Here is a 22,718-nt window from a genome sequence, read left to right as displayed (position 1 = left end):
CCGGATGGCAATCTCTGTGTCGCACGGCCACAACAGCGGGACCGTGTTCTCTTCCTAGATCGACACCGTCTCGGATCCACTTCGCGCCCGGCCCTCCGACCGGGCGCGGCCTCATCGAAGGGTCGTACAGGTGCGTCAGACCGTTGCGCTATTCCGGCCGCGACACGCGTCCCGGCTCGTCCTGCTCACCGCCGTGCTCGCCGTCGCGGCAGCGCTCGTCGTCGCCTCCGTCGGGACGCCGACCGAGGCGACCGACCGGCACCGGCCGTTCCCGATCGACCTGGAGCGCGCCAGCATCCCGCAACTGCGGCAGGCACTCGACGCCCGGCGGGTCACCTCAGAGGAACTGGTCGGGGCGTACCTGGAGCGGATCCGGGCGCTCAACAGCAACGGCCCGGGACTGAACGCGGTCCGGGTGCTGACCCGGGACTCCGTCGAGCAGGCCCGCCAGGCCGACGCCGACCGTCGCAAGGGCCGCGCCCGTGGCCCGATGCACGGCATTCCGGTCCTGGTCAAGGACAACATCGACGTTTTGGGGCTGCCGACCACCGCCGGTGCGCTCGCCCTCGCCGACTCGTACCCGGCCAAGGACGCCTTCCTCGTCACCCGGCTGCGCGCGGCCGGCGCGATCATCCTCGGCAAGACCAACCTGACCGAGTTCGCCAACTTCACCACCAACGGGATGCCGTCGGGTTACAGCGGACTCGGCGGACAGGTGCTCAACCCGTACGACGTGAGCCAGACTCCGAGCGGCTCCAGTTCCGGCTCGGGTTCGGCCGCCGCCGCGGCGCTCGCCTCGGTCACCATCGGCACCGAGACCTCCGGGTCGATTCTCAGCCCGTCAGCGGCGAACTCGCTGGTCGGGGTGAAGCCGACGGTCGGCCTGGTGAGCCGGACCGGTGTGGTTCCGATCGCCGCCAGCCAGGACACCGCCGGGCCGATGACCCGTTCGGTGTACGACGCCGCCGCGCTGCTCACCGCGCTCACCGGGATCGACCCGGAGGACCCGGTCACCGCCACCAGCAGTGGCGTGGTCGGCACCGACTACACCCGGGCACTGTCCACCACGGCGCTTTCGGGCAAGCGGATCGGGGTCGCCAGCACCCCGACCGGCAACCAGGGGGTCGTCTTCAACGAGGCGCTCGACGTGCTCCGGGCGCGTGGCGCCACCGTCGTACCGGTCACCGTCAGCACCGGCGGGCTGCCGCCGGGCATCCTGGACTACGAGTTCAAGCGGGATCTGAACGCCTACCTGGCCCGGTTGCCGCGCAGCGCGCCGATGGACACCCTGGACGACGTGGTCCGGTACAACCTGGCGCACGCGGCCGAGGGGACGATCAAGTTCGGCCAGACCCAACTGGTCACCTCGAACGAGATCGACCTGACCGACCCGGTGGCAAAGGCGGCGTACGAGACCAACCGCGACACCGGCATCGCCGCCGCGCGGGACCGGATCGACTCGGTGCTGCGGGCGCAGACCCTGGACGCGATCGTCTTCGTCGGCAGCGGCTCGGCCGGGATCGGCGCCCGCGCCCAGTACCCGTCGGTCGCGGTGCCGATCGGGTACGACCCGGCGAACGGCCGCCCGGTCGGCATGTCCTTCCTCGGCACCGCCTACACCGAGGCGTCCCTGCTCTCCCTCGCGTACGACTACGAGCAGGCGTCGCGGAGGTGGCAGCCGCCGTCGCAGGTGAACCCGTCACTGTTCCGGTGCAGTTCGCTGGAGCGCCATGACGACAGTTGCGCCCCCTGACGGCATCACCGGTTACTGACACGTACCGTTGGGCGTCGCCTGCGCACCGCTTCTGACCTGCGGTTTGCCGTGGCGATCCCGATCACACCTCGGCGACAGCCGTTACGTTCTCGCCGTCCTGCGGCGTTCAATGACGGCGTGCCAGCGAGATCGTCTCTTGACCGGAGTGCCCATGTCGCGAGCTGACCTGACCAAGATTGCCGAACTTGTCGAGGCGGAGTTCATGCACCGTTGGGGCGCGAACGCGCCCGAGTCGGTGCTAGAGGCGTTCGGTGTCACTACCGGCCGGATCGGCGGCGGGGTGATGTTGTCCCTCCGCAACGATCCGATGGGTGGCTTTTTCAACAAGGCGCTCGGTTTCGGCATCACCGAACCGGTTACCGAGAAGCTGATCACCGAGATCGTCGATTTTTACCGGGAGCACGGCAGCCCCTTGGTCCACATTCAGATCGCCCCGGAATTTCTCCCGGGTGACTGGGCCGAGATCGCCGCCGCGCACGGCCTCACCCCGGGCGCGACTCTGGTGCAGTGCGCCGGTGCGGTTGGTGACGTCAAACCGGCCAGCACCGGTTTGCGCGTCGGGCCGGTCGGCGACCAGGAGATCGACGAGTGGGCGGCGTTGACCTGGGAGTTGTTCGGCGCGCCGAACGAGCACCTGGCGGCGTCCATGTCGGCGGCGGCCCGGAGCGGCATGTGCCACGCGTTCGCCGCGTGGGACGGCGATCAGATGGTCGGCGTCGCCAATCTGTTCCTGGACGGTGAGTCGGCGCACCTCAACTGCGCTGCGACGCGGGAGAGCCATCGTCGGCGCGGGGTGCAGTCGGCCCTGATCGCCGCCCGGGCCGAGGCCGCTGCCGCAGCCGGTTGCCGCTGGCTTGTCGTCGAGGTCGACAAGCCGGAGGTGGAGGGTGCCAACCCGTCGCTGAACAAGGTTGCCCGGCTCGGACTCACCCCGTTGTACGACCGCACGGAGTGGACCTGGCGGCCCGAGACCGCTAAGGCGTGATCATGGTGGGGTGGTCGCCGAAACGCGTTTCGCCGACCACCCCACCCACTGACGTCCTTGACATGTGAGCCATTGCCACGGCTAGGCCGTTTCTACGATTGGTCCGATATGGGTACTGATACTGACGACAACGCACCCCCGCCGCGACCCGAGCGGCCCGCACCGGACAGCAGCGGACTGCACGAGGTCACGGGATTTCCGTTCCCCGTCTACGTCAGCGATGGTGGGGTGGAGCGGGGACAATTTGTCGCCGAGCGCGTTCAACGAGTGGCTGCCTGGTTGTCGGAGACCGTGGGCACCCCGCCGACGCCACCGCTTTTTGTGGTCGGTCCCCGGGACTGGCCGAGGGTCGGCCTGTTCTCCATCTACGGAGTGGTGCACGTGTCCACCGACCGGATGGTGATCGGTCAGGAACCGTCCCCCATGTGGGATGCCCTCCTGGACAATGTTGTTCCGACGTTGTCGCAACAGACCAAGGGACAGTTGCACGCCCTGTACGGCGACCCGATCGACCTCGCGCCGCTCAACGACCTGTTCGTGGCCCACGAGATGAGTCACCTGTCGCACGACTTCGCGACCTGGGAAGATCCGGTAAACCTCTGGCTATGGGAGTTCATCGCGAACGTCGGCATGGTCGGGTACTTCTCGGAAGTCGAGACAGAGATGCTGCCGACCCTGGAGGCGGCGGAGGTGTTCTGGTCCGCGCCGGTGTCATGGCCGGTACGCGAGCTCGCCCGCATGCGGGAGCCCGTGGAGGGCCATGGGCTGGGCGGGGTGGCCAACTACCTCTGGTTCGAGTTCGGACTCGTACTGCTTGCCCAGCGTTTGTGGAAGAACGGCGGCCCGGCGGCGTTCCGGCGTCTGTGCGAGGTGTCACGAGGCCCTGAGCTGACCCCGTCGGAAGTGCTCGCGATGCTCGACGACATCGACCCTGACGTCGCACAGGCGGTACGGGACTGGCCGAACTGAACGGCGGGGTGGGGCACGGCGGACGTCTCGTGCTTCAGATGTGGCCGGCCAGATGGTGTCGCCGGGCCCAGTCGGTGATCGACTCGGCGATGGCCTCGGGTTGGTCCTCGGGCGCGTGGTGGCCGGCGGGGCCACAGGCCCGGGTCTCCAGGGCGGCGATGTTCGCCCCGCACCAGTCGGCCATCTCCTTCCCGATGAGCAGGGTGGGCGAGGAGTCGAAGGTGAGCAGCAGCTTGGGGATGTCGTCGCTGCTCGCCAGCCACTTTCCGTACTGCTGAACGCGTTCGGTGACGTCGGCGGGTTCCCCGTCGAGCGGTAGCGAGCGGGCCCATTCCAGCAGGGGGCGGCGGCTGTCGCGGGTGGGGTACGGCATCCGGTAGGCCGCCATGTCGTCTTCGCTCAGCGGGTTCAGCACCCCGCCGGTGAAGGCTGATTCCAGGAAGAAGTTCCGGTCGAGTACCAGTGTCTCGCCCTCGGGTCCCCGCATGGCCTCGGCCCGTGAGCGCGGCCCGGCACCCAGTTCGTCCCAGGACATCGGCCGGACGATGGTCTCGAAGAAGGCCACCGCGCGGGCGCGGCCGGGGTGGCGGGCCGCCCAGTCGAAGGCGAGCGCCCCTCCCCAGTCATGGCCGACGAGCACCACCTCGTGCAGGTCCAGCCGGTCGAACCAGGCGTCCAGGTACCGGGCGTGGTCGGCGAACCGGTACGGCAGGTCGGGTTTGCCGGAGCGACCCATGCCGATGAGGTCGGGGGCGAGAAGGCGGGCGGGCAGGTCGACCGAGGGGAGCACCTTGCGCCACAGGTGGGACGAGCCGGGGTTGCCGTGCAGGAAGACGAAGGGAGTGCCGCCGCCGTTCTCCTCGTAGTAGATCGTCGAGTCCAGCACGTTGATCTCAGGCATGGCGAGTCCTTCGCGATCGTTCGTCACACTAACGGTGTTCGGGAACGACGACGCTAGTTTGTTAGTGCGACTAACGCAAGGGGTACGATGATGGCATGAGCGACGCCACGTCCGACATGCGATCGGCCGACCGGCAGGACGCCGTCGCGCGGCTGCGGCACCTGCGGACCCGACTCCTGTCCCTCGCCGCCATGCACTCGGATCGACTGGTGAACGCGGAGCTGGCGCGGGTGGATGCCCGCAAGTGGCACTACGCGGTGCTCGCCACGCTCGACGCGTCCGGCCCGGTCAGCCAGTCGGAACTGAGCAGCCGTACGGGTATCTACCGCAGCGACCTGGTCGCGGTCATCAACGAGCTGGGTGATCGCGGACTGGTGAAACGCTCGCCCAATCCGGCCGACCAGCGGCAGAACCTCATCACCCTCACCGCCCAGGGCGGTCGCCAACTGCTGAGGCTCGACAAGCTGCTGGCCGACGTGGAGGACGAGGTGCTCGCGCCACTGACCCTGCCGCAACGCGAGCAGCTCGCGCGGCTGCTCACCACTCTCGTGGACTACCACGGCCGGAAAGTGTGACCACCCTTGATCGCACTAAAGAGGATCATGGAATGACGTGCGCGTACACGTTGTTCCATGTAGAAGAAAACCGAGTTACCGCTTCCGGCAAGACTACGTGCGGTCACACGTTCGGCGGCCGGGATCCCCGACGATGCCCGCGTCGATCTCCTTTGGCATTCTCGGCGACTGCCTAGAGGTCGCGGACAATGTCGCGGGCGTGGTCGGCTACGCGACAGCAAGGACCAGCGCGGCCCGGTCCTGACGTTCGGACCGGACCCCTGGCGCGCGTTCGTCGCCCGTATCAGAAGCCGAGCGGCGGCCAGGACCGACACGAGCCCGGACCCTCGGCATGACCGGGGCGGGGGCTCATCGCGTCAGGCGGGCGACCAGACGGTTCAGGAGTTCCCACGACTGCTTGTCGTCGGCGTTTCCGGTGTGCGGGCGGCGGAAGCGGTCGACGTCGACCGCGAGGTCCGAGATGTCCCAACGGATGCGGTACAACTCCAGCACCCCGGGCAGCGCTGTCACGCCCGTCGCCTCGGCGTAGGCGTCCAGGATCGAGCCGTCACCGGGGTCGAGATCCCACAGATCGCGCTCCGGCGGTGCGACCAGGGCGGTTTCCCAGTCGATCAGTCGCCAGCCCTCCGGGGATTCGGGTGCCGGGTCAGGCCGGCTTCCCGTCGAGGTAGGCCAGCTCGACCAGGCGGAAGGCGTGCGGGGTCGGGCCGTCGGCGGCGAGGACGTGACGCTCACCCGGGGCGAGGTAGTGCACCCCGTCCCGGTCCGGGTCGGAGAGGCCGACGACGACCACGGGAAGGTTGCCGGCCCGCCACTCGTGGCGGGCGCCCGGCGCCACCTCCACGCCCCAGACGCGTACGTCGTCGTCGGCGAAGACCAGCTCCGGGTCGAGGCCGTCGGTGGCGGGTTCGGCGGGCGGGCCGACCGGATCGGGTACGCCGGACGCCTCCTCGCCGAGGTCGAGCAGCTCGACGATCCGGTTGCGGTAGTTCGCGTCCCCGTGGTTGGTGAGCATGTGCACCGGCGATACCGGCCGGTACACCACACCGCCGACCCGCTCGGAGAGGAACCGGGGCGGGCTGCCGTCGAGCCAGTCCATCCGGCACGGCGAGGTTTCCAGGCAGAGCACCACGTACGGGTTGTGGTGCAGGTGCCAGGGCTGGGACTCACCGGGGGCGAGGGCGACGTCCCAGGCGCGTACCCGGGGGTTGACCAGCAGCACCCGCTGGCCGATCTCGCCGAGGGTCACCGGGCTTCCGTCCGGGGCCCGGACGATCGTTCCTGCGCTCACGTCGACTTCCTCACCTGTCGGGACAACCGGCGCCCATCATGGCCCAGCTCCCGTCCGGAGATCCACTCAGGTGTCCCGTGCGGCAGCCCGACGACGGGTCGCATTGACTGGAGTCGCTATCGGTGTAAGCATTTCCGATAGGTGATTGAAATTGCTCGATAATTCGAGTAACTCGAATTATCGGATGGCGATCGGCGCGTCATCCACGGTCACCCGACAGATCAGCTCGCTCTTTACCCGTCGAGTGAAGGGTCGTAAGCAATCATGCGTCACACCATCGGCGGTGTCGGCCGTCGGAGCGCCGTCGCCGCGGTCACCGCCGGCATCGTCGCGTTCACCTCGTTCGTACCCGGTAGTGCGCTGGCCGCGCCCGCGGACCCGGCGGCACCGTCGGACGTCAACGCCCAGGTGGCCTGGAACCTGCTCTACTCCGAGAACTTCGCCGACCCGATCAACCCCGGCAACGCCCCCTGGGTACGGGAAACGTACGCCAACCCGTTCGACACCATCATGGACGACTCCGGGCAGTGGTACCGCAACGACTACGGGCCCGACTGGACCACCGCCCTCACCTCGTTCGACACCTACCGCAAGGAGTTCCCGGTCGGCCAGAACGGTTGGCTCACCGCCTCGCTCTCCGCCCGCGACTGGGACAAGAACGGGGTCATCGAAGCCCCACCGTCGATCACCACCCAGCCACAGGGCGGCGGAAACGTGGCGGTGCTGAACGTACCCGACCACACCGGCGGGGCGATCCTCCGGCCGACGAACCGACTGCCGTCGCAGTACCGGATCGAGTACAAGCTCAAGACGATCGACTTCGGCGGCAAACGCAACGGCTCGATCGAGTACGGCGGCCGGGTCAACGGCTACAGCACCCAGGGCTGCAAGACCCAGCACCCGTGGGGCGAGGGCTCCAACAGCCCCGGCTGGACCGGTGACGCGTCGGTGCCGTACTGCGAGTGGCAGGACGTCCGCTCCGGCCCGTACGGCTACAACGGGTTCCACTTCCTGTCGATCGTCGACTTCGCCAACCCGGCGCCCCGGAACAACCACTTCTGGCACTACCGGCGCAAGGTGCTGATGGACTCCTTCTCCCAGCACCCCGACCGGGTCGGCACCGGCACCGGCGGCCGGGTCTGCGACTCCAACACCAACCAGTACTACAACTACCGCGACGGCAACTTCAACACGGTGAACATGTGGATCAGCGGCCTGCCGAACTGGAACCCCGGTCCGGGCGGGCTCGCCGGCAACTCCCAGTGGTTCATGACGAGCTGTTCCGGCGGAGTCGCCGAACAACAGCTCTCCTCCGCCGCCGAGTTGCAGCCGGAGCTGATGCCGAACGAGTTCTACACCTTCGCCATCGAACGTGACACCACCGGCTACACCCTGGAGGCGAGTGGCAACTTCGCCCGGGTCGGGCAGAAGACCCTTCGCTTCCACCGCCCGTTCATCGTCAACAACGCGCCCATCTGGCACTACAACAGCGAACCCGGCGAGTACGACGGGCGGTACAACGCCAACCTGGTGCAGAACGACGCGTACGGGAGCACCACCTGGCCGAACCAGTGGCCGGCCGGCTCCGCGTACCCGGACTACTTCGTCATCGGCGACCTCTACACCAACGTCTACGAGGGCAGCGCCAGCCTCACCGACATCCGCCTCTACACCCCGGCGCCACCGACCAGCACCAACCTGGCGCTGAACAAGCCGGCCACCGCCGACAGCCAGTGCGCGGCGGTCGAGGCACCGGCCAAGGCGGTCAACGGCAGCTGGACCGGCGGCACCTCGGACAAGTGGTGCTCCCTCGGCGGGTCCAAGTGGCTGCGGGTCGACCTCCAGAGCAGCCAGCAGGTGGGGCGGTTCGTGGTGCGCCACTCCGGCGCGGGCGGCGAGAAACCGGCGTGGAACACCCGCGACTTCGACCTACAGGTGAGCACGAACGGCACCACCTGGAGCACGGTGGCGACCGTACGCGGCAACACCGCGAACGTCACCACGCACACGTTCACCCCGGTCACCGCCCGGTACGTCCGGCTGAACGTGCTCGCCCCGACCAACGACAGCGACACCGCCGCCCGGATCTTCGAACTGGAGGCGTACGCCACCTGACGTAAGGAAGGGCCCCTTCTTATCGTCTTCTGTATAGGAAGGGGCCCTTCCTAACTTCTCAGATCGCGGCGGGGGCGCCGAGGCGGTCACGCAGCCAGTCGAGCTGGCGCCGCTGTTGGAAGGCGGCCCCGCCCTCGTGCCCGTTGTACGGCCAGACGGTGATCTCCTTCGCCGTACCGGCGTAGTGGTTGTACGCGGCGAAGACCGTCGACGGTGGGCAGATCGCATCCATCAGCGCGACCGAGAAGAGCGCCGGTGCGCTGGCCCGGCTGGCGAGGTTGACCCCGTCGAAGTAACCGAGGGTGTCGAAGACCCGCTGCACGCTCTCCCGGTGCGTCTTCAGATAGGTGACCAGCTCAGCGTAGGGCTGCTCGTTGGTGATCTCGGTGGCCCGCCGGTGGTGGCAGAGGAACGGCACGTCCGGCATCACCCCGGCCAGGCCGTCGACCAGCCCGGAAACGGCGATCGCGATGCCCCCACCCTGGCTGATGCCGGCGACCACCACCCGGTCCGGGTCCACCGCCGGGTGTGACCGGGCCGCGTCGACCGCCCGGACCCCGTCGGTGAAGACCCGCCGGTAGTAGTAGTGCTGCGGGTCGGTGATGCCCCGGGTCATGAAGCCCGGGGTCTGCGGCAGGCCGGTCGGGTCCGGGTCCGGTGTGGCGCCCACCATCGAGCCGTTGCTGCCCTGTCCCCGGGTGTCCATCACCAGGTGGGCGTAGCCGGCGGCGCTCCAGGTCAACCACTCGTGCGGCAGGCCGCGCCCGCGACCGTACCCGAGAAACTCCACCACGCAGGGGAGCGGGCCGGTGGCGTCGCGCGGCAACAGGAACCAACCGCGTACGGGCTGCCCGGCGAAACCGGGAAAGGTGACGTCGTAGACCCGTACGGTGGCCAGGCCGGCGTCGACCGGCTCGAACCGCGCGGTGCTCTCCGCGGCTCGGGCCTGCGCCAGCGTCCCGGCCCAGAAGTCGTCGAAGTCATCCGGTTCGGTACGGGTCGGCAGGTAGTCGCGAAGCTGGTCCAACGGCCAGTCGACGAACATGAGGGCTTCCCTTCCGTGGGGGCGGCGGTTCGCCACATGATCTACCACCGCCCTCCGGTCGTTCGTCCCCACCGGCCCACTCCCGACCCCCGGGCACCTCGGGGCGGGGGAGGGGGTAACGTTGCCTGCCTCAGTTGGCCACTGCCCGAGGAGGTGGGTTCGATTCTCGTCACGAACGGCGGGTGCTCCCACCACGCGGCGCCATGGCTGCCCTGACCGAGGTCGAGGGCAGGTAACCGCGGGAGCGCCCAGAGGCGTCCCGAAGGGTCACACATGTCAACATCCCGCTCCACCCCGGCGTTGAGCCGGACCGCCATCGTCAACCGCCTCCGCGCCGCTGGCTGCGTCTTCGCCGAGGACGAGGCGAGGTTGCTGATCGAGGCGGCGACCACCCCGAGCGCACTCGGCGAGATGGTCGAACGTCGGGTCGCCGGCCTGCCCCTCGAACACATCGTCGGCTGGGTGGACTTCTGCGGCCTGCGGGTCCTGGTCGACCCGGGGGTCTTCGTCCCGCGCCGCCGTACCGCGCTCCTCGTCGACCGGGCCGTGGCGCTCGCCCCGCACGGCGCGACCATCGTCGACCTCGCCTGCGGATCCGGTGCGCTGGGGCTGGCGGTCGCCACCCGGGTCGGCCGTCCCACGGTGCACGCCGCCGACATCGAACCGGCGGCCGTACGCTGCGCCCGGCGCAACCTCGCCCCGTACGGCGGCCACGTCCACCTCGGCGACCTGTACGCACCACTGCCGCCGGTACTGCGCGAGCGGGTGGACGTGCTGGTGGCGAACGTCCCGTACGTACCCAGCGCGGCGGTCGACCTGCTGCCGCCGGAGGCGCGGATCCACGAACCGCTGGTCGCGCTCGACGGTGGCGCCGACGGGCTCGACGTGCTGCGCCGGGTGGCCGCCGACGCCCGGGACTGGCTCGCCCCGGGCGGGCACCTGCTGCTGGAGACCAGCGGCGACCAGGTGGCGGCGGCGCTCGCCGTGCTCGCCGGATCAGGACTCGACCCGGCCGTCGCCCGCGACGAGGAGTTGCAGGCGACGGTCGTTCTCGGCCGCCGCTGACCGGGCGCCGAGCCGCTGCGGTGCCGGCCCCGGACGGGTCGGCGCCGGGCGGGCCGGGCCGGTCAGCGGGCCGGTGCCGACCGTACGTACGGTGCCGTCGGGCGCGACCAACCGGGCGTCGACGCCGAGCCCGGCCAGCCACCGCGTCGCCTCGACCCCACGGACGAACGCGGCGACGCTCAGCGCCTTCGCGACCACCGGATCGGCGGCCGCGACCGTGACCCGCCGCCACACCGGTGCCGGCGGTCGCCCGGTGCGGGGGTCGACGATCGGACCGGCCGGACCGCGACCCGCCGCGCGGGTGGTGGCGAGCGCACCGTCGGGAAGCTGGAGCACGAGGCCGTCGAGCGACACCCGCCAGCCGCTGCGCGGGGTCGGGCCGGCGGTGGCGACGCAGCCGCCGAGAGCGACCAGCGCACCGCCGTCGCCGCGCGCCGCGAGCAGGTCCGCGCACCGCCGGGCGGTCACCGCCCGCGCGGTGGCCCGCAGGTCGAGCAGGAGGGTCGCCGGTACGGCGAGCCACCCGTCACCGAGCAGCACCCGCCGCCACCCGTCCGGTTGTGCCGTCGGTCGCAGGGTCGAGCCGCAGACCGGCAGCCATCCGCCGTCGGGCGGGGTCAGCCGGAGCAGGGCGGCGCCCACGGTCGGGTCGACGTCGCCGCCGGTCAGTTCGGCGGCGGTCAGGGCGGCGCCGACAAGTTCGGCGAGTCGTGGGCCGACCGGCACCGGTCGACCGAGCGCCCGGTGCACCCGGGACAGTTCGCTGCCGCCCCACCGGGAGCCGCAGGCCCGGTCCAACCCGGCCAGTTCGGCCGTGACCAGGCGGCGGGCGGCCCGGGGGGGCCCGCTTCCGGCCACCACCACTCGTACCTCGGTGCCCCGATCCGACCAGCGTGCTTCCGCCATGATGCCCTCCCGGTCTCGATGAACCACCCCGCCACCGTCGTCGGCCTGGCTGAGCAGGTGGTAGGTCGTACCTGTGTGTCCCCTGTGTGATCGGCCCGGTCCCGCCTCGGCCGCGCGGCGGGAGGGGGGTCGTACACAGCCGGCACACAGGTGACGCCGAGCTACGACACAGCCGCCGGCCGCAACATGGGCGAATGACGACGGACGCGCGCGCCAACGGTCGGCAGGTGGAACTTCGGCGCCCGGACGGCGAGCCGGTCCGGGTGCTGGTGGTGGACGACGAGACGGTCCTGACCGACCTGCTCTGCATGGCGCTGCGTTACGAGGGCTGGGAGGTACGCAGCGCGGACACCGGCATGGGCGCGGTCCGGCAGGCGAAGCGTTTCCAACCGGACGCGGTGGTGCTCGACGTCATGCTCCCCGACCTGGACGGCCTGGAGGTGCTGCGCCGGCTGCGCGGACACGCCCCGGCGATGCCGGTGCTCTTCCTCACCGCACGGGACTCGGTCGAGGACCGGATCGCGGGCCTGACCGCCGGCGGCGACGACTACGTGACCAAACCGTTCAGCCTGGAGGAGGTCGTCGCCCGGTTGCGCGGCCTGATGCGCCGGGCCGGGGTCGGCGTCGCCACCGAGCCGGACGCGGTGCTGGTGGTCGGCGACCTGACCCTCGACGAGGAGAGCCACGAGGTGCACCGCGCCGGTCACCTGATCTCGCTCACCAGCACCGAGTTCGACCTGCTGCGCTACCTGATGCGCAACCCGCGGCGGGTGTTGAGCAAGGCGCAGATCCTGGACCGGGTCTGGAACTACGACTTCGGCGGTCAGGCCAACATCGTCGAGCTCTACATCTCCTACCTGCGTAAGAAGATCGATGCCGGCCGCGAGCCGATGATCCACACCCTGCGCGGAGCGGGTTATGTCCTCAAACCCGCCGGCTGATCCCACCCCGTTGCGCCGCTGGCTGACCGGCTGGTCGCTGCGGGCCCGACTGGTGGCCGCGGTCGTCGCGCTGCTCGCCGTCGTCTGCGTACTGGTCGGCGCGGCCACCACGATCGCGCTGCACCACTCGCTGATCCGCCAACTCGACCAGCAACTCGGCACGGTGGCCGGCCGGTCCGGCGGACCACCTAACGGCGGGCCGCCCCCCGGCGTCACACCGGGCTCGGGCAATCCGTTCCAGCGCGGGCAGCCGATCGGCACCCTCACCGCCCGGATCGTGGACGGGGAGTTCGAGTGGGCGGCCACCCTCCCGGCCGACACCAGCGCCGCGCCGGAACCCGTACCGACGGCGCAGCACGCCACCCTGGCCAGCCTTCCGACCGACGGTCGGGCCCGTACCCGGGCGTTGGGCGAGCTGGGCGACTACCGGTTGATCGCGCGGCAGATGCCGGACGGCGACGTGGTGGTCACCGGCCTGCCACTGACCGAACTGGAGCAGACCGTCTGGCAGATGATCGGCATGTCGGTCGGGATCGGCGCCGGTGGCCTGCTGCTCGCCGGCTCCGCCGGGGCGCTGATCGTACGGGCCGCGCTGCGCCCGCTGCGCCGGGTCGCGGCGACCGCCGGTCGGGTCGCCGAACTGCCGCTGGACCGGGGCGAGGTGGCGCTCGCCGTCCGGGTGCCGGCCGGGGACACCGATCAACGTACCGAGGTCGGACAGGTCGGGGCGGCGCTCAACCGGATGCTCGGCCACGTCGGCGCCGCGCTCGCCGCCCGCCAGGCCAGCGAGACCCGGGTACGTCAGTTCGTCGCCGACGCCAGCCACGAGCTCCGTACGCCGCTCGCCGCGATCCGGGGCTACGCCGAACTGACCCGGCGGGGCCGGGACCCGGTGCCGCCGGACATCGCCCACGCGTTGCGTCGGATCGAGTCGGAGGGGACCCGGATGACCGCCCTCGTCGACGACCTGCTGCTGCTCGCCCGGCTCGACGCGGGGCGCCCGCTCGCGGTCGAACCGGTCGACCTCAGCGCGCTCGCGGTCGACGCGGTCAGTGACGCGCACGTCGCCGGGCCGGACCACCGCTGGCGGCTCGACCTGCCCGAGCGGGCGGTCTGCGTCGGTGGTGACCCGGCCCGGCTGCACCAGATCCTGGCGAACCTGCTGACGAACGCCCGTACCCACACCCCGCCCGGCACCACCGTCACCACCAGCCTGGCCGAGGTCGGGTCGGACGGGGTGGCGCTCACCGTACGCGACGACGGGCCCGGCATTCCGGAGGCTCTGCAGGGCGAGGTCTTCGAACGGTTCGCCCGTGGCGACAGTTCACGTTCCCGTGCCGTCGGTGGCACCGGGCTGGGTCTGGCGATCGTCGCCGCAGTGGTCGAGGCACACCGGGGCACGGTCACCCTGAGTAGTCGTCCGGGGCGGACCGCGCTGACGGTCCGACTGCCCCGACTCACAGCGGACACATAGGCCACTCACCGGATCGACCTACCCCGGCCGTCGAACCTGGCCGGCATGAACCGGCGCCGCCCGACGGTGAGCGCCACGGGACTTGACATGAAGTGCGGTTGAGGTCTTACCGTCCGGTCGTGGATCAAGCTGCCCGGCGTTGTCCACCTCCGGGGCCGACAAGGCATCCCATCACGCCGGGGGGTTCTTCACCCCGTCACCGCTGTCGAAAGGAATCTGATGCACCTGCCACGCTTTCTGCGCCCGCGCATCGTCGTGAGCGCGCACTGCGATCTCCCCTGTGGCGTCTACGACCCGGCGCAGGCCCGCATCGAGGCCGAGTCGCTCAAGGCGATCTCCGAGAAGTACCAGGCCAGCGACGATCCGGAGTTCCGCACTCGATCGCTGATCATCAAGGAGCAGCGGGCCGAACTGGTCAAGCACCACCTCTGGGTGCTGTGGACCGACTACTTCAAGGCGCCGCACTTCGAGAGGTACCCGCAGTTGCACGGCCTCTTCAACGAGGCCACCAAGCTGGCCGGTGCCGGCGGCGCGAAGGGCTCCGCGGATCCGGCCGTCGCGGAGCAGCTCCTCGCGAAGATCGAGGAGATCTCGAAGATCTTCTGGGAGACCAAGCAGAGCTGAACCGCCGGAACCGGGTGGCGCCCTGCCACCCGGTTCCGTACACCCCGGTTCCGTACACCCCGTCCGGGAGGACCACATGGCGTCGCGTACCGACCTCGTCGAAGAGTTGATGAGCCGTTTCCCGCAGGTGCCGCGAGAGGCGGTCATCAAGGAAGACCTGCTGCGCGGGGGACTGGCCTTCGACGACTCGGCGCTGACCGACAACGAACACGGCGACGTCAAGCCGAAGTCGTACTTCATCTTCTCCTTCGACCACCGGACGCTGCCGGAGCTTGGCACGGCCGCGCTGCGCCGGCCACCGGAGGAGATCGTGCTCACCGGGGGCCCGTACGAGCTGCGCCGCACCGTCGTCTCGGTCCGTACCAACCCCGGCTCGCCGTACCGCGTCCGCACCGACGGCGACGGGCGACTGCGCCTGTTCCTGGACGATCGGCCGATCGCCGATGTGGGACTGCCGCCGATGCCGGCCTACTACCGCCACACGCTGGCCAACGGGAAGTCGGTGATGGAGGTCGCCCCGACGATCCAATGGGGCTATCTCATCTACCTGACCGCGTTCCGGGTCTGCCAGTACTTCGGCGCCAAGGAGGAATGCCAGTACTGCGACATCAACCACAACTGGCGGCAGCACAAACAGGCCGGACGTCCCTACACCGGGGTCAAGCCCGTCGACGAGGTGCTGGAGGCTCTGGAGATCATCGACCGGCACGACACCGACCGGGCCTCGCAGGCGTACACCCTCACCGGTGGCAGCATCACCTCCCAGGTCGGCGGACTGGCCGAGGCGGACTTCTACGGCCAGTACGCTCGGGCGATCGAGGAACGGTTCCCGGGGCGGTGGATCGGCAAGGTGGTCGCCCAGGCGTTGCCCCGAGCCGACGTGCAACGATTCCACGACTACGGGATCCGCATCTACCATCCGAACTACGAGGTGTGGGACAAGCGGCTGTTCGAGTTGTACTGCCCGGGCAAGGAGCGGTACGTCGGCCGGGAGGAATGGCATCGCCGCATCCTCGACTCCGCCGAGGTGTTCGGCCCACGCAACGTCATCCCGAACTTCGTGGCGGGCATCGAGATGGCCGCCCCGCACGGCTTCAGCAGCGTGGACGAGGCGATCGACTCCACCGCTGAAGGGCTCCGGTACTTCATGTCGCGGGGGATCGCACCGAGGTTCACCACCTGGTGCCCGGAGCCGACCACTCCGCTCGGCCGGGCCAACCCCGGAGGGGCGCCGCTCGAATACCACGTACGGCTGCTCGAGGTCTATCGCGCCACCATGGACGCCAACGGCCTGTCCAGCCCGCCCGGGTACGGCCCGGCCGGACCCGGCCGGGCGGTGTTCTCGGTCAGTTCCTTCATGGACACCCTGCCGTCGGCGCAATCGTGATGCCACACCCGGGGACGGGTCGTGCCGTCCCCGGGTTCACGACCGCCAGCGGATCTACGGCGCGTCCGCCGTGTTGCTGATGCTGATCATCTCGTCGCGGGGCACGACCTTGACCCGCTTGCGGCCGTGCGGTCGGCCGAGCTCGATCTCGTGCCGGTCCAGCCTCTGCCAGCCCGCCCAGGTGGTGTAGTCGAGGTCCCGGCGGCTCAGGTAGGTGAGCACGTCGGCCGGGTCGCCGTAACTGGCGGATGGCAGGGTCCGCAGGTCGGCCAGGAGGCTGCTGATCGTCTCGTTCGCGTCCTTCTTGGTGTGGCCGATCAGGCCGACCGGGCCGCGTTTGATCCAGCCCGTCACGTACCGTCCGGGGATCTGGTCGCCGTCGAGGTCCAGCACCCGACCATCGGTGTGCGGGATGGTCCCGGTCGCCGGGTCGAACGGCAGGTCCGTGATCGGACGGCCGAGGTAGCCGATCGCGCGGTAGACCGCCTGCACGTCCCAGTCGGTGAACTCGCCGGTGCCGCGTACCCAGCCGTCGCCGGTCAGCTGCTGTGTCTCGGTGCGCAGGTGCGTCACCCGGTCCGACCCGAGAATCGCCACTGGCGCCTGTAGGAAATGCAGGTGCAGGCGGCGGGCACGCCCGCGAGGCTCGCGCGCCGCCCAGTTCTGCAGGATGTCCACGCACATCTTGACCGTCCGCCGGGCACGTATCGTGGCCAGGCTCGCGTCGTCGAATTCGATGCCCTCGGGATGGACGATGACGTCGACGTTCGGCGACTCGTCGAGTTCCCGGAGTTCCTGCGGGGTGAACCTGACCTGACCCGGGCCGCGCCGGGAGAACACGTGCACGTCGGTCACCGGGCTGGTCAGGAGCGGCTGATAGACGTTGTCCGGGATCTCGGTCTCCAGCAGTTCGTCGGCGGTCTTGGCGAGTATCCGGGCGACGTCCACCGCGACGTTTCCCGCTCCGATGACGGCTACCCTGGAGGCGGTCAACGGCCAGTCGCGCGGGGCGTCGGGGTGCCCGTCGTACCAGGAGACGAAGTCCGCGGCGCCGAAGCTGCCGGGAAGGCCGATCCCGGGGATGTTCAGGTCGCGGTCCCGGTCGGCGCCGGTGGCGATCACGGTCGCGTCGTAGAACGGGTCAAGCTCTTCCGGTTTCACGTCGACGCCGTAGTCGACGTTGCCGATGAACCGGATCCGCGGATTGTCCAGCACCTGATGCAGCGCGGTGACGATCTCCTTGATCCGGGGGTGGTCGGGTGCGACGCCGTACCGGATCAGACCGTACGGTGTCGGCAACCGGTCGAAGATGTCCACCTGGGCCGCCGGGGCGGCCCGGGTGAGGATGTCGGCGGCGTAGATGCCAGCCGGCCCGGCACCGACGACGGCGACCCGCACAGGACGATCCATCACGTGTTTCCCTGCTCCTTCGTGCCACTGAGCTTCGTCACCCACCCAGGGAACGCTAAAACTTCAACCTCACTTCAGGTCAATACAAGATCCAGCGACGGTGGTCACAGAACGCGGCGGGAAGCAACCACTGCGGTGACCCTGCGCGGTGGTGCGCCGCCGGCCGGCCGCTGAGGAGGACCGGCCGACCGGCGGCGAGCGTGCGCCAGGTCAGCCGACCGCTGGCGCGGTGGCCTGGGCCTCCTCGGCGAAGTGGCAGGCCACCGTCCGGTCCGACGCGTCCTCCAGCCGCCGGGCGACTGGCTGCTCGGCGGCGCACCGGTCCCGGGCGAACCGGCAGCGGGTGTGGAACCGGCAGCCGGTGGGCGGGTCGGCCGGGCTGGGCGGGTCGCCGAGCAGCATGATCCGGTCGGCCAGCCGGCGCCGGCTCCGGTCGACCACCGGCGCCGCCGAGAGCAGGGCCTGGGTGTACGGGTGGGCCGGTTGGTCGTACACCGTGGGGGTGTCGCCGACCTCGGCGAGCCGACCGAGGTACATCACCGCGGTCCGGTCCGAGACGTGCCGGACCACGGACAGGTCGTGCGCGATGAACAGCAGTGCGATGTTCATGCGTTTCTGCAGGTCGCGGAGGAGGTTGACCACCTGGGCCTGGACCGACATGTCCAGCGCCGAGACCGGCTCGTCGCAGACCAGCACCTCGGGGTCGAGGGCGAGCGCGCGGGCGATGCCGATGCGCTGGCGCTGCCCGCCGGAGAACTGGTGCGGATAGCGGTGCATCAGCTCGGGCGCCAGGTTGACCAGGCCGAGCAGTTCGGCGACCCGATCGGTGAGGGCGGTCTTGCCGGTCACCCGCTTGTGTACGGTGAGCGGCTCGCCGATCAGCTCCAGCACACTCATCCGAGGATCGAGCGAGGTGTACGGGTCCTGGAAGACCATCTGCACCTGCCGGCGCAGCAGCCGCCGGTCGCGGCCCCGTACCCGGGTGACGTCCCGACCGTGGATCTCGATGCTGCCGGAGTCGGGTCGTTCCAACCCGACCAGCATCCGGGCGAGGGTCGACTTGCCGCAGCCGGACTCGCCGACGATGCCGAGCGATTCGCCGGCGTGCAGGCGCAGGCTGACGCCGTCGACGGCGCTGACCCGCGACTTGCGCAGTCCGGAGCGGCCGGTGGCGAAGGTCTTGTGCAGGTCCCGGGCGTCGAGCACCAGGTCACCCGGGGACGGCGACATGGCGTACCTCCTCGCTGCGATGGCAGGCCGCGCTGCGGCCGGCGGAGACGACGGTGAGCGCGGGGCGTTCGGTCCGGCAGCGCTCGACGACCATGGCGCAGCGGGGGTGGAACGGGCAGCCGCCGGGCTGGTGGGCCGGGCTGGGTGGGCTGCCGGGGATGGCGTACAGCTCCTGGCCCCGATGTTCGGCTGCCGGTACCGAGCGCAGCAGCGCCTCGGTGTAGGGGTGCGACGGCCGACTCAGCAGGTCGTCGGCGCTGCCCGCCTCCACCACCCGGCCGGCGTACATCACCATGACCCGGTCGGCTACCTCGGAGACGACCCCGAGGTCGTGGGTGATCAGCAGGACGGCCATGTTCAGGTCGCGGCGCAGCTTGTCGAGAAGTTCGAGGATCTGCGCCTGCACGGTCACGTCGAGCGCGGTGGTCGGTTCGTCGGCGATGACGAGTTCGGGTTCGAGTGCGATCGCCATCGCGATCAGGATGCGCTGCCGCATGCCGCCGGAAAACTGGTGCGGGTAGTCGTCGACCCGCTTCGACGGGGCCGGGATGCCGACCTGGCCGAGCAGGTCGATCGCGGCGGCGCGGGCCTGCCGGCGGGAGGCCCCCCGGTGGGTGCGGAACAGCTCGCCGAGCTGGTCGCCGATGGCGAGCACCGGGTTGAGCGCGGAGAGCGCGTCCTGGAAAACCATGCTCATCCGGTTGCCGAGGATCTCCCGGCGTTGCCGGTCGGGGAGGGTGAGCAGGTTGGTCTCGCCGAGGCGGAGCGCGTCGGCGGTGACGGTGGCGTTGGCGGCGGAGAGGCCCATCATCGCGCGGGCGGCGGCGGATTTGCCGGAGCCGGATTCACCGAGCAGGGCGACGAGCTCACCTCGGGCGACGTCCACATCGACGTCGACTACGGCGGGTACGGGGCCACGGCGGGTGCCGAACGTTACCGAGAGGCCGCGTACGTGTAACGCGGCGTCGGGCGGGTGACGCATCTGTTTCCTCCCGGTAAATCATCCGGACGCTTCTGCCCGTAGCTCGCTCAACAAGCACTTGCTGCGCCTGTTCTTCTTTTGCATCTTGACTTCGGTGCCGGATTATTGCAAGCCTTGCATCGGTCGCCCCGGTCGCCGATTTTCCGGCCGGCGCGGCGACCGGAGCGCGCCACCACCCATCCGGCAGTGCAAGGACACCGAGCGTCACCAATGGTTGGCGACTCGGCGTCACGAAGAGAGGGGCTTTGATGCTCGACAGCGCAAAGCGATACACCGGCTACACCGCGTACGACTACCTGGAGCCGGGCAAGGACTACCGGATCTTCAAGTACGCCGAACAGATCAGCCGGGTCCCCGCCTACCAGGGGCTGGAGCTGTCGGACAGCCAGCGGGAACGGACCGTCCGGCTACTCACCGACGAAATCGTGATCTCCCTGCACGACCACGTCCAGGTCTTCCCCGAGGACATGGGGCAGCTCCGCGAACACATCCGGCAGGGGCGCGAACCCACCGGCTACCAGGGCCTGGCCCGTTCCGGCATGACCGCGGTCTTCGACAACGGCATGGACGGCACCTGCTGCATCTCCAGCGACGCCGGCTGGAAGTACCAGGACGTCCTCTTCGACCTCGGCGTACGCATGGCCGACCTGGCCCACCAGGACTACGTGATCAAGGCGGAGTCGCTCAAGGACATCCACCACGCGCACCAGACCGGTCGGCTCGCCCACGTCTTCGCGCTGGAGGCGGCGACCCCGATCGAGAACGAGGTGGACCGGCTCGACGTGCTCTACGGCTTCGGCGTACGGCAGATCGGCATCGCCTACTCCGAGGCCAACTACCTCGGCAGCGGACTCAAGGAGCGCGGCGACGGCGGACTGACGTACTTCGGTGAACGGGCCGTGGAGCGGATGAACAAGCTCGGCTTCGCCATCGACATCTCCCACTCCGGTGACCGCACCGCGCTCGACGTCATCAACTACTCCAAGAAGCCGGTCCTGATCACCCACTGCGGTTCCCGTGAGGTCTGGCCGACCAACCGGATGAAGCCGGACGCCCTGATCAAGGCGTGCGCCGAGCGTGGTGGCGTGATCGGCATCGAGGCGGCACCGCACACCACCCTCTCCGAGGCGCACCCGCACCACTCGCTCGAATCGGTGATGGACCACTTCACCCACCTGGTCGACAAGATCGGCATCGACCACGTGACCTTCGGCCCGGACACCCTCTTCGGTGACCACGTCGGACTGCACAACGCGTTCTCGAGCAACCTGTCCATCTCGCAGGCCCACGGTCACGTGGAGCACCCGAAGGTGGAGTACGTCGACGGCCTGGAGAACCCGGCCGAGTGCTTCTACAACATCATCGGATGGCTGGTCAGCCACGACTACTCGGACGACGAGATCCGCAAGGTCGTCGGGGGGAACACCATCCGCGTCCTCGAGGAGGTCTGGGTCTAGATGCGTGCCCGTCTATCGCTCGTCGCGGTCGCCGCCCTCGCTGTCGCGACCACGGTCGCCGCCTGCGGTCCCTCCGCCCCGTCGAAGACAGCCGGCGGCGGCAGCGACGCGACACTCACCATCGCCACCACCACCGACGTGGTCAACTTCAATCCGCTGATCGGCAACAGCCGGACCGACAACTGGATCACCAGCCTGATGTACCCCCGGCTGCTGACCATCGACGCCAACGGCGCCAAGCAGCCCTACCTGGCCAAGTCGTTCGGCTACACCAACCCGACCACCGGCTACTACGAGCTGCGCGACGACATGACCTGGAGTGACGGCAAGCCGGTCACCGCCGCCGACGTCGCGTACACGATCAACGCGATCCTGAAGGACAAGCCGGCCGGCAACACCACCTACGGCCAGCTCGTCAACGTCGACTCCGCTTCGGCGCCGTCGCCCACCCGGGTCGAACTGAAGCTCAAGGCCCCGGACTCGACCGTGGTCGGCGAGGCCGGGTTCTGGATGAACGTGGTTCCGCAGCACGTCTTCGAGCCCGCCGGCAGCGTGGCGAACTTCGCCAACAACAGCAACTGGGTCAGCGCCGGCCCATACAAGCTGACCAGCTTCGCCAAGGGGCAGAACTACACCCTGGAGCGGGTCACCCCGTACCCGTTCGCGCCGAACAACACCCCGACCGTGGCGAAGATCGTGTACCGGGTCTACCCGGACATCAACACCGAGATCCTGGCGCTGAAGAACGGCGACGTGGACCTCATCGCCAACGCGCTGCCACCGGCCCAGGTGAAGAACCTCCAGGCGGTCAGCGGGGTCAAGGTCGAACAGGTGCCCGGCCTCGGGTACGCGCACATGACGTACAACATGAAGCGCAAGCCGTTGGACGACCTCAAGGTGCGTCAGGCCCTCGCACACGCGGTCGACTACAACGCGATCCGTACGGTGGTGCTCCAGGGCCAGGCGGTCAGCACCGGCTCCAGCCCGATCCCGCCGGTGCTCAAGGAGTTCGTCGACCCGTCCCTGACCGAGTACAACTTCGACCCGAACCTGTCGAAGCAACTGCTCGCCGAGGCCGGCTACGGTGCGGGCAGGACGCTCTCGCTGTCGATGATCTACTCGTTGCAGGACGCGGTGACCGCACAGTGGGCGACCATCGTCAAGGACGACGCGGCCAAGGCCGGCATCACCATCAACCTGCAGGGCATGGACCGCAACACCTACCTGGCCAAGACGGCCGCGGGCGAGTACGACATCTACGCCGGCAACTTCGCCATCATGGACGACCCGACCACCAACATGGCGCTGACCTACCTGCCCGGCGGTGCGATCAACTACTCCCTGGTCGACGACCCGGCGCTGAACGCCCTGATCACCAGGGCGCAGGCGAGCACCGACCGGGCCGAGCAGCGCTCGCTCGCCCAGCAGGCCGCCAAGCTGGTGCACGACAACGTGTACGACAACGTGATGTACATGCAGAACCTCTACTTCGCCCACAGCGACAAGTGGAGCGGATTCGTGGTCAAGCCCAGTGAGCTGCTCTCCGTGGTGGATCCGCAGTCGCTGGCCAACGTGACGAAGAGCTGA

Annotated in this window: 20 protein-coding genes and 1 pseudogene; 13 read left to right on the top strand and 8 right to left on the bottom strand. The window is 69.5% G+C overall.

Annotation, left to right across the window (positions count from 1 at the left end):
* Window positions 1-130: 130 nt before the first annotated feature.
* The 3 genes from BDK92_RS01720 to BDK92_RS01710 all read left to right on the top strand — a co-directional run bounded on the left by BDK92_RS01720 (window position 131) and on the right by BDK92_RS01710 (window position 3,728).
* Complete coding sequence (locus BDK92_RS01720; protein ID WP_121153962.1) at window positions 131-1,753, top strand: amidase family protein; 1,623 nt, start codon at window positions 131-133, stop codon at window positions 1,751-1,753.
* A gap of 172 nt (window positions 1,754-1,925) precedes the next feature.
* Window positions 1,926-2,759, top strand: a complete 834-nt coding sequence (locus BDK92_RS01715; protein ID WP_170208450.1) for a GNAT family N-acetyltransferase — start codon at window positions 1,926-1,928, stop codon at window positions 2,757-2,759.
* Between the two features lie 108 nt (window positions 2,760-2,867).
* A complete protein-coding gene (locus BDK92_RS01710) occupies window positions 2,868-3,728 on the top strand; it encodes a hypothetical protein (RefSeq protein ID WP_147456876.1) in 861 nt (286 codons plus the stop codon).
* Between the two features lie 34 nt (window positions 3,729-3,762).
* On the opposite strand, the gene BDK92_RS01705 is transcribed toward BDK92_RS01710, so the two are convergent.
* Window positions 3,763-4,629: a haloalkane dehalogenase gene (locus tag BDK92_RS01705; protein ID WP_121153956.1), complete on the bottom strand. Its 867-nt coding sequence runs from the start codon at window positions 4,627-4,629 to the stop codon at window positions 3,763-3,765.
* A 95-nt stretch (window positions 4,630-4,724) separates the two neighbouring features.
* Here BDK92_RS01705 and BDK92_RS01700 point away from each other — a divergent pair, with 95 nt between their 5' ends.
* Entirely contained in the window at window positions 4,725-5,204 is a 480-nt protein-coding gene (locus BDK92_RS01700) for a MarR family winged helix-turn-helix transcriptional regulator (protein ID WP_121153954.1), read from the top strand.
* A 123-nt stretch (window positions 5,205-5,327) separates the two neighbouring features.
* Window positions 5,328-5,456: pseudogene (locus tag BDK92_RS40045) on the top strand (hypothetical protein); the annotation flags it as partial.
* Window positions 5,457-5,552: 96 nt separating this feature from the next.
* Here the strand turns inward: BDK92_RS40045 and BDK92_RS40040 are convergent.
* Window positions 5,553-5,714 carry a hypothetical protein gene (locus tag BDK92_RS40040; RefSeq protein ID WP_170208449.1) on the bottom strand — a complete coding sequence of 54 codons (162 nt, stop codon included), beginning with the start codon at window positions 5,712-5,714 and terminating at the stop codon, window positions 5,553-5,555.
* Between the two features lie 136 nt (window positions 5,715-5,850).
* The gene (locus BDK92_RS40035; protein WP_121153952.1) at window positions 5,851-6,495 is read right to left on the bottom strand and encodes a cupin domain-containing protein; all 645 of its coding nucleotides are present in this window, start codon (window positions 6,493-6,495) and stop codon (window positions 5,851-5,853) included.
* 264 nt (window positions 6,496-6,759) lie between these two features.
* Between BDK92_RS40035 and BDK92_RS01685 the strand changes: the two genes are divergently transcribed.
* Complete coding sequence (locus tag BDK92_RS01685) at window positions 6,760-8,610, top strand: discoidin domain-containing protein (RefSeq protein ID WP_121153950.1); 1,851 nt, start codon at window positions 6,760-6,762, stop codon at window positions 8,608-8,610.
* 58 nt (window positions 8,611-8,668) lie between these two features.
* On the opposite strand, the gene BDK92_RS01680 is transcribed toward BDK92_RS01685, so the two are convergent.
* Entirely contained in the window at window positions 8,669-9,655 is a 987-nt protein-coding gene (locus BDK92_RS01680) for an acetylxylan esterase (RefSeq protein ID WP_121153948.1), read from the bottom strand.
* Window positions 9,656-9,928: 273 nt separating this feature from the next.
* Between BDK92_RS01680 and BDK92_RS01675 the strand changes: the two genes are divergently transcribed.
* A complete protein-coding gene (locus tag BDK92_RS01675) occupies window positions 9,929-10,720 on the top strand; it encodes a putative protein N(5)-glutamine methyltransferase (protein WP_121153946.1) in 792 nt (263 codons plus the stop codon).
* Here BDK92_RS01675 and BDK92_RS01670 read toward each other — a convergent pair.
* Window positions 10,652-11,626 (bottom strand): FAD:protein FMN transferase, encoded by a 975-nt coding sequence (locus BDK92_RS01670; RefSeq protein WP_121153944.1) that lies wholly within the window; start codon window positions 11,624-11,626, stop codon window positions 10,652-10,654. The genes BDK92_RS01675 and BDK92_RS01670 overlap by 69 nt on opposite strands.
* Before the next feature lie 194 nt (window positions 11,627-11,820).
* On the opposite strand from BDK92_RS01670, the gene BDK92_RS01665 reads away from it, so the two are divergent.
* The 4 genes from BDK92_RS01665 (at window position 11,821) to BDK92_RS01650 (ending at window position 16,052) form a co-directional block, all read left to right on the top strand.
* Window positions 11,821-12,567: a response regulator transcription factor gene (locus BDK92_RS01665; RefSeq protein ID WP_121153942.1), complete on the top strand. Its 747-nt coding sequence runs from the start codon at window positions 11,821-11,823 to the stop codon at window positions 12,565-12,567.
* Window positions 12,545-14,041 (top strand): sensor histidine kinase, encoded by a 1,497-nt coding sequence (locus BDK92_RS01660; RefSeq protein WP_121153940.1) that lies wholly within the window; start codon window positions 12,545-12,547, stop codon window positions 14,039-14,041. The genes BDK92_RS01665 and BDK92_RS01660 overlap by 23 nt, the downstream gene beginning before the upstream one ends.
* Window positions 14,042-14,260: 219 nt before the next feature.
* Window positions 14,261-14,665: a superoxide dismutase, Ni gene (gene sodN / locus BDK92_RS01655; RefSeq protein ID WP_121153938.1), complete on the top strand. Its 405-nt coding sequence runs from the start codon at window positions 14,261-14,263 to the stop codon at window positions 14,663-14,665.
* Window positions 14,666-14,741: 76 nt separating this feature from the next.
* Window positions 14,742-16,052, top strand: coding sequence for a radical SAM protein (locus tag BDK92_RS01650; RefSeq protein ID WP_121153936.1), 1,311 nt, complete (start codon window positions 14,742-14,744; stop codon window positions 16,050-16,052).
* A 54-nt stretch (window positions 16,053-16,106) separates the two neighbouring features.
* Here BDK92_RS01650 and BDK92_RS01645 read toward each other — a convergent pair whose 3' ends face one another.
* The 3 genes from BDK92_RS01645 to BDK92_RS01635 form a co-directional block, all read right to left on the bottom strand.
* On the bottom strand, window positions 16,107-17,462 hold the full coding sequence (locus tag BDK92_RS01645; RefSeq protein ID WP_121153934.1) for an FAD-dependent oxidoreductase: 1,356 nt from the start codon (window positions 17,460-17,462) through the stop codon (window positions 16,107-16,109).
* Window positions 17,463-17,672: 210 nt separating this feature from the next.
* Entirely contained in the window at window positions 17,673-18,692 is a 1,020-nt protein-coding gene (locus tag BDK92_RS01640) for an ABC transporter ATP-binding protein (RefSeq protein WP_121153932.1), read from the bottom strand.
* Window positions 18,673-19,674: an ABC transporter ATP-binding protein gene (locus BDK92_RS01635; RefSeq protein WP_121153930.1), complete on the bottom strand. Its 1,002-nt coding sequence runs from the start codon at window positions 19,672-19,674 to the stop codon at window positions 18,673-18,675. The genes BDK92_RS01640 and BDK92_RS01635 overlap by 20 nt, the downstream gene beginning before the upstream one ends.
* A 248-nt stretch (window positions 19,675-19,922) precedes the next feature.
* Between BDK92_RS01635 and BDK92_RS01630 the strand changes: the two genes are divergently transcribed.
* Window positions 19,923-21,131 (top strand): dipeptidase, encoded by a 1,209-nt coding sequence (locus BDK92_RS01630; RefSeq protein ID WP_121153928.1) that lies wholly within the window; start codon window positions 19,923-19,925, stop codon window positions 21,129-21,131.
* Complete coding sequence (locus BDK92_RS01625) at window positions 21,132-22,718, top strand: ABC transporter substrate-binding protein (RefSeq protein WP_121153926.1); 1,587 nt, start codon at window positions 21,132-21,134, stop codon at window positions 22,716-22,718. It abuts the gene before it with no gap.

It is taken from the genome of Micromonospora pisi (genome assembly GCF_003633685.1).
Taxonomy (GTDB): Bacteria; Actinomycetota; Actinomycetes; order Mycobacteriales; family Micromonosporaceae; genus Micromonospora_G; species Micromonospora_G pisi.
This window is presented reverse-complemented; position numbering and strand designations above follow the sequence as displayed.

What these genes read in the sequence shown, in the direction of transcription:
- BDK92_RS01715 (WP_170208450.1), top strand. Translation starts at nt 1,926, where the DNA reads ATGTCGCGAGCTGACCTGACCAAGATTGCCGAACTTGTCGAGGCGGAG.
- BDK92_RS01710 (WP_147456876.1), top strand. Translation starts at nt 2,868, where the DNA reads ATGGGTACTGATACTGACGACAACGCACCCCCGCCGCGACCCGAGCGG.
- BDK92_RS01705 (WP_121153956.1), bottom strand. Translation starts at nt 4,629, where the DNA reads ATGCCTGAGATCAACGTGCTGGACTCGACGATCTACTACGAGGAGAAC.
- BDK92_RS01700 (WP_121153954.1), top strand. Translation starts at nt 4,725, where the DNA reads ATGAGCGACGCCACGTCCGACATGCGATCGGCCGACCGGCAGGACGCC.
- BDK92_RS01685 (WP_121153950.1), top strand. Translation starts at nt 6,760, where the DNA reads ATGCGTCACACCATCGGCGGTGTCGGCCGTCGGAGCGCCGTCGCCGCG.
- BDK92_RS01680 (WP_121153948.1), bottom strand. Translation starts at nt 9,655, where the DNA reads ATGTTCGTCGACTGGCCGTTGGACCAGCTTCGCGACTACCTGCCGACC.
- BDK92_RS01675 (WP_121153946.1), top strand. Translation starts at nt 9,929, where the DNA reads ATGTCAACATCCCGCTCCACCCCGGCGTTGAGCCGGACCGCCATCGTC.
- BDK92_RS01670 (WP_121153944.1), bottom strand. Translation starts at nt 11,626, where the DNA reads ATGGCGGAAGCACGCTGGTCGGATCGGGGCACCGAGGTACGAGTGGTG.
- BDK92_RS01665 (WP_121153942.1), top strand. Translation starts at nt 11,821, where the DNA reads ATGACGACGGACGCGCGCGCCAACGGTCGGCAGGTGGAACTTCGGCGC.
- BDK92_RS01660 (WP_121153940.1), top strand. Translation starts at nt 12,545, where the DNA reads ATGTCCTCAAACCCGCCGGCTGATCCCACCCCGTTGCGCCGCTGGCTG.
- sodN (WP_121153938.1), top strand. Translation starts at nt 14,261, where the DNA reads ATGCACCTGCCACGCTTTCTGCGCCCGCGCATCGTCGTGAGCGCGCAC.
- BDK92_RS01650 (WP_121153936.1), top strand. Translation starts at nt 14,742, where the DNA reads ATGGCGTCGCGTACCGACCTCGTCGAAGAGTTGATGAGCCGTTTCCCG.
- BDK92_RS01645 (WP_121153934.1), bottom strand. Translation starts at nt 17,462, where the DNA reads ATGGATCGTCCTGTGCGGGTCGCCGTCGTCGGTGCCGGGCCGGCTGGC.
- BDK92_RS01640 (WP_121153932.1), bottom strand. Translation starts at nt 18,692, where the DNA reads ATGTCGCCGTCCCCGGGTGACCTGGTGCTCGACGCCCGGGACCTGCAC.
- BDK92_RS01635 (WP_121153930.1), bottom strand. Translation starts at nt 19,674, where the DNA reads ATGCGTCACCCGCCCGACGCCGCGTTACACGTACGCGGCCTCTCGGTA.
- BDK92_RS01630 (WP_121153928.1), top strand. Translation starts at nt 19,923, where the DNA reads ATGCTCGACAGCGCAAAGCGATACACCGGCTACACCGCGTACGACTAC.
- BDK92_RS01625 (WP_121153926.1), top strand. Translation starts at nt 21,132, where the DNA reads ATGCGTGCCCGTCTATCGCTCGTCGCGGTCGCCGCCCTCGCTGTCGCG.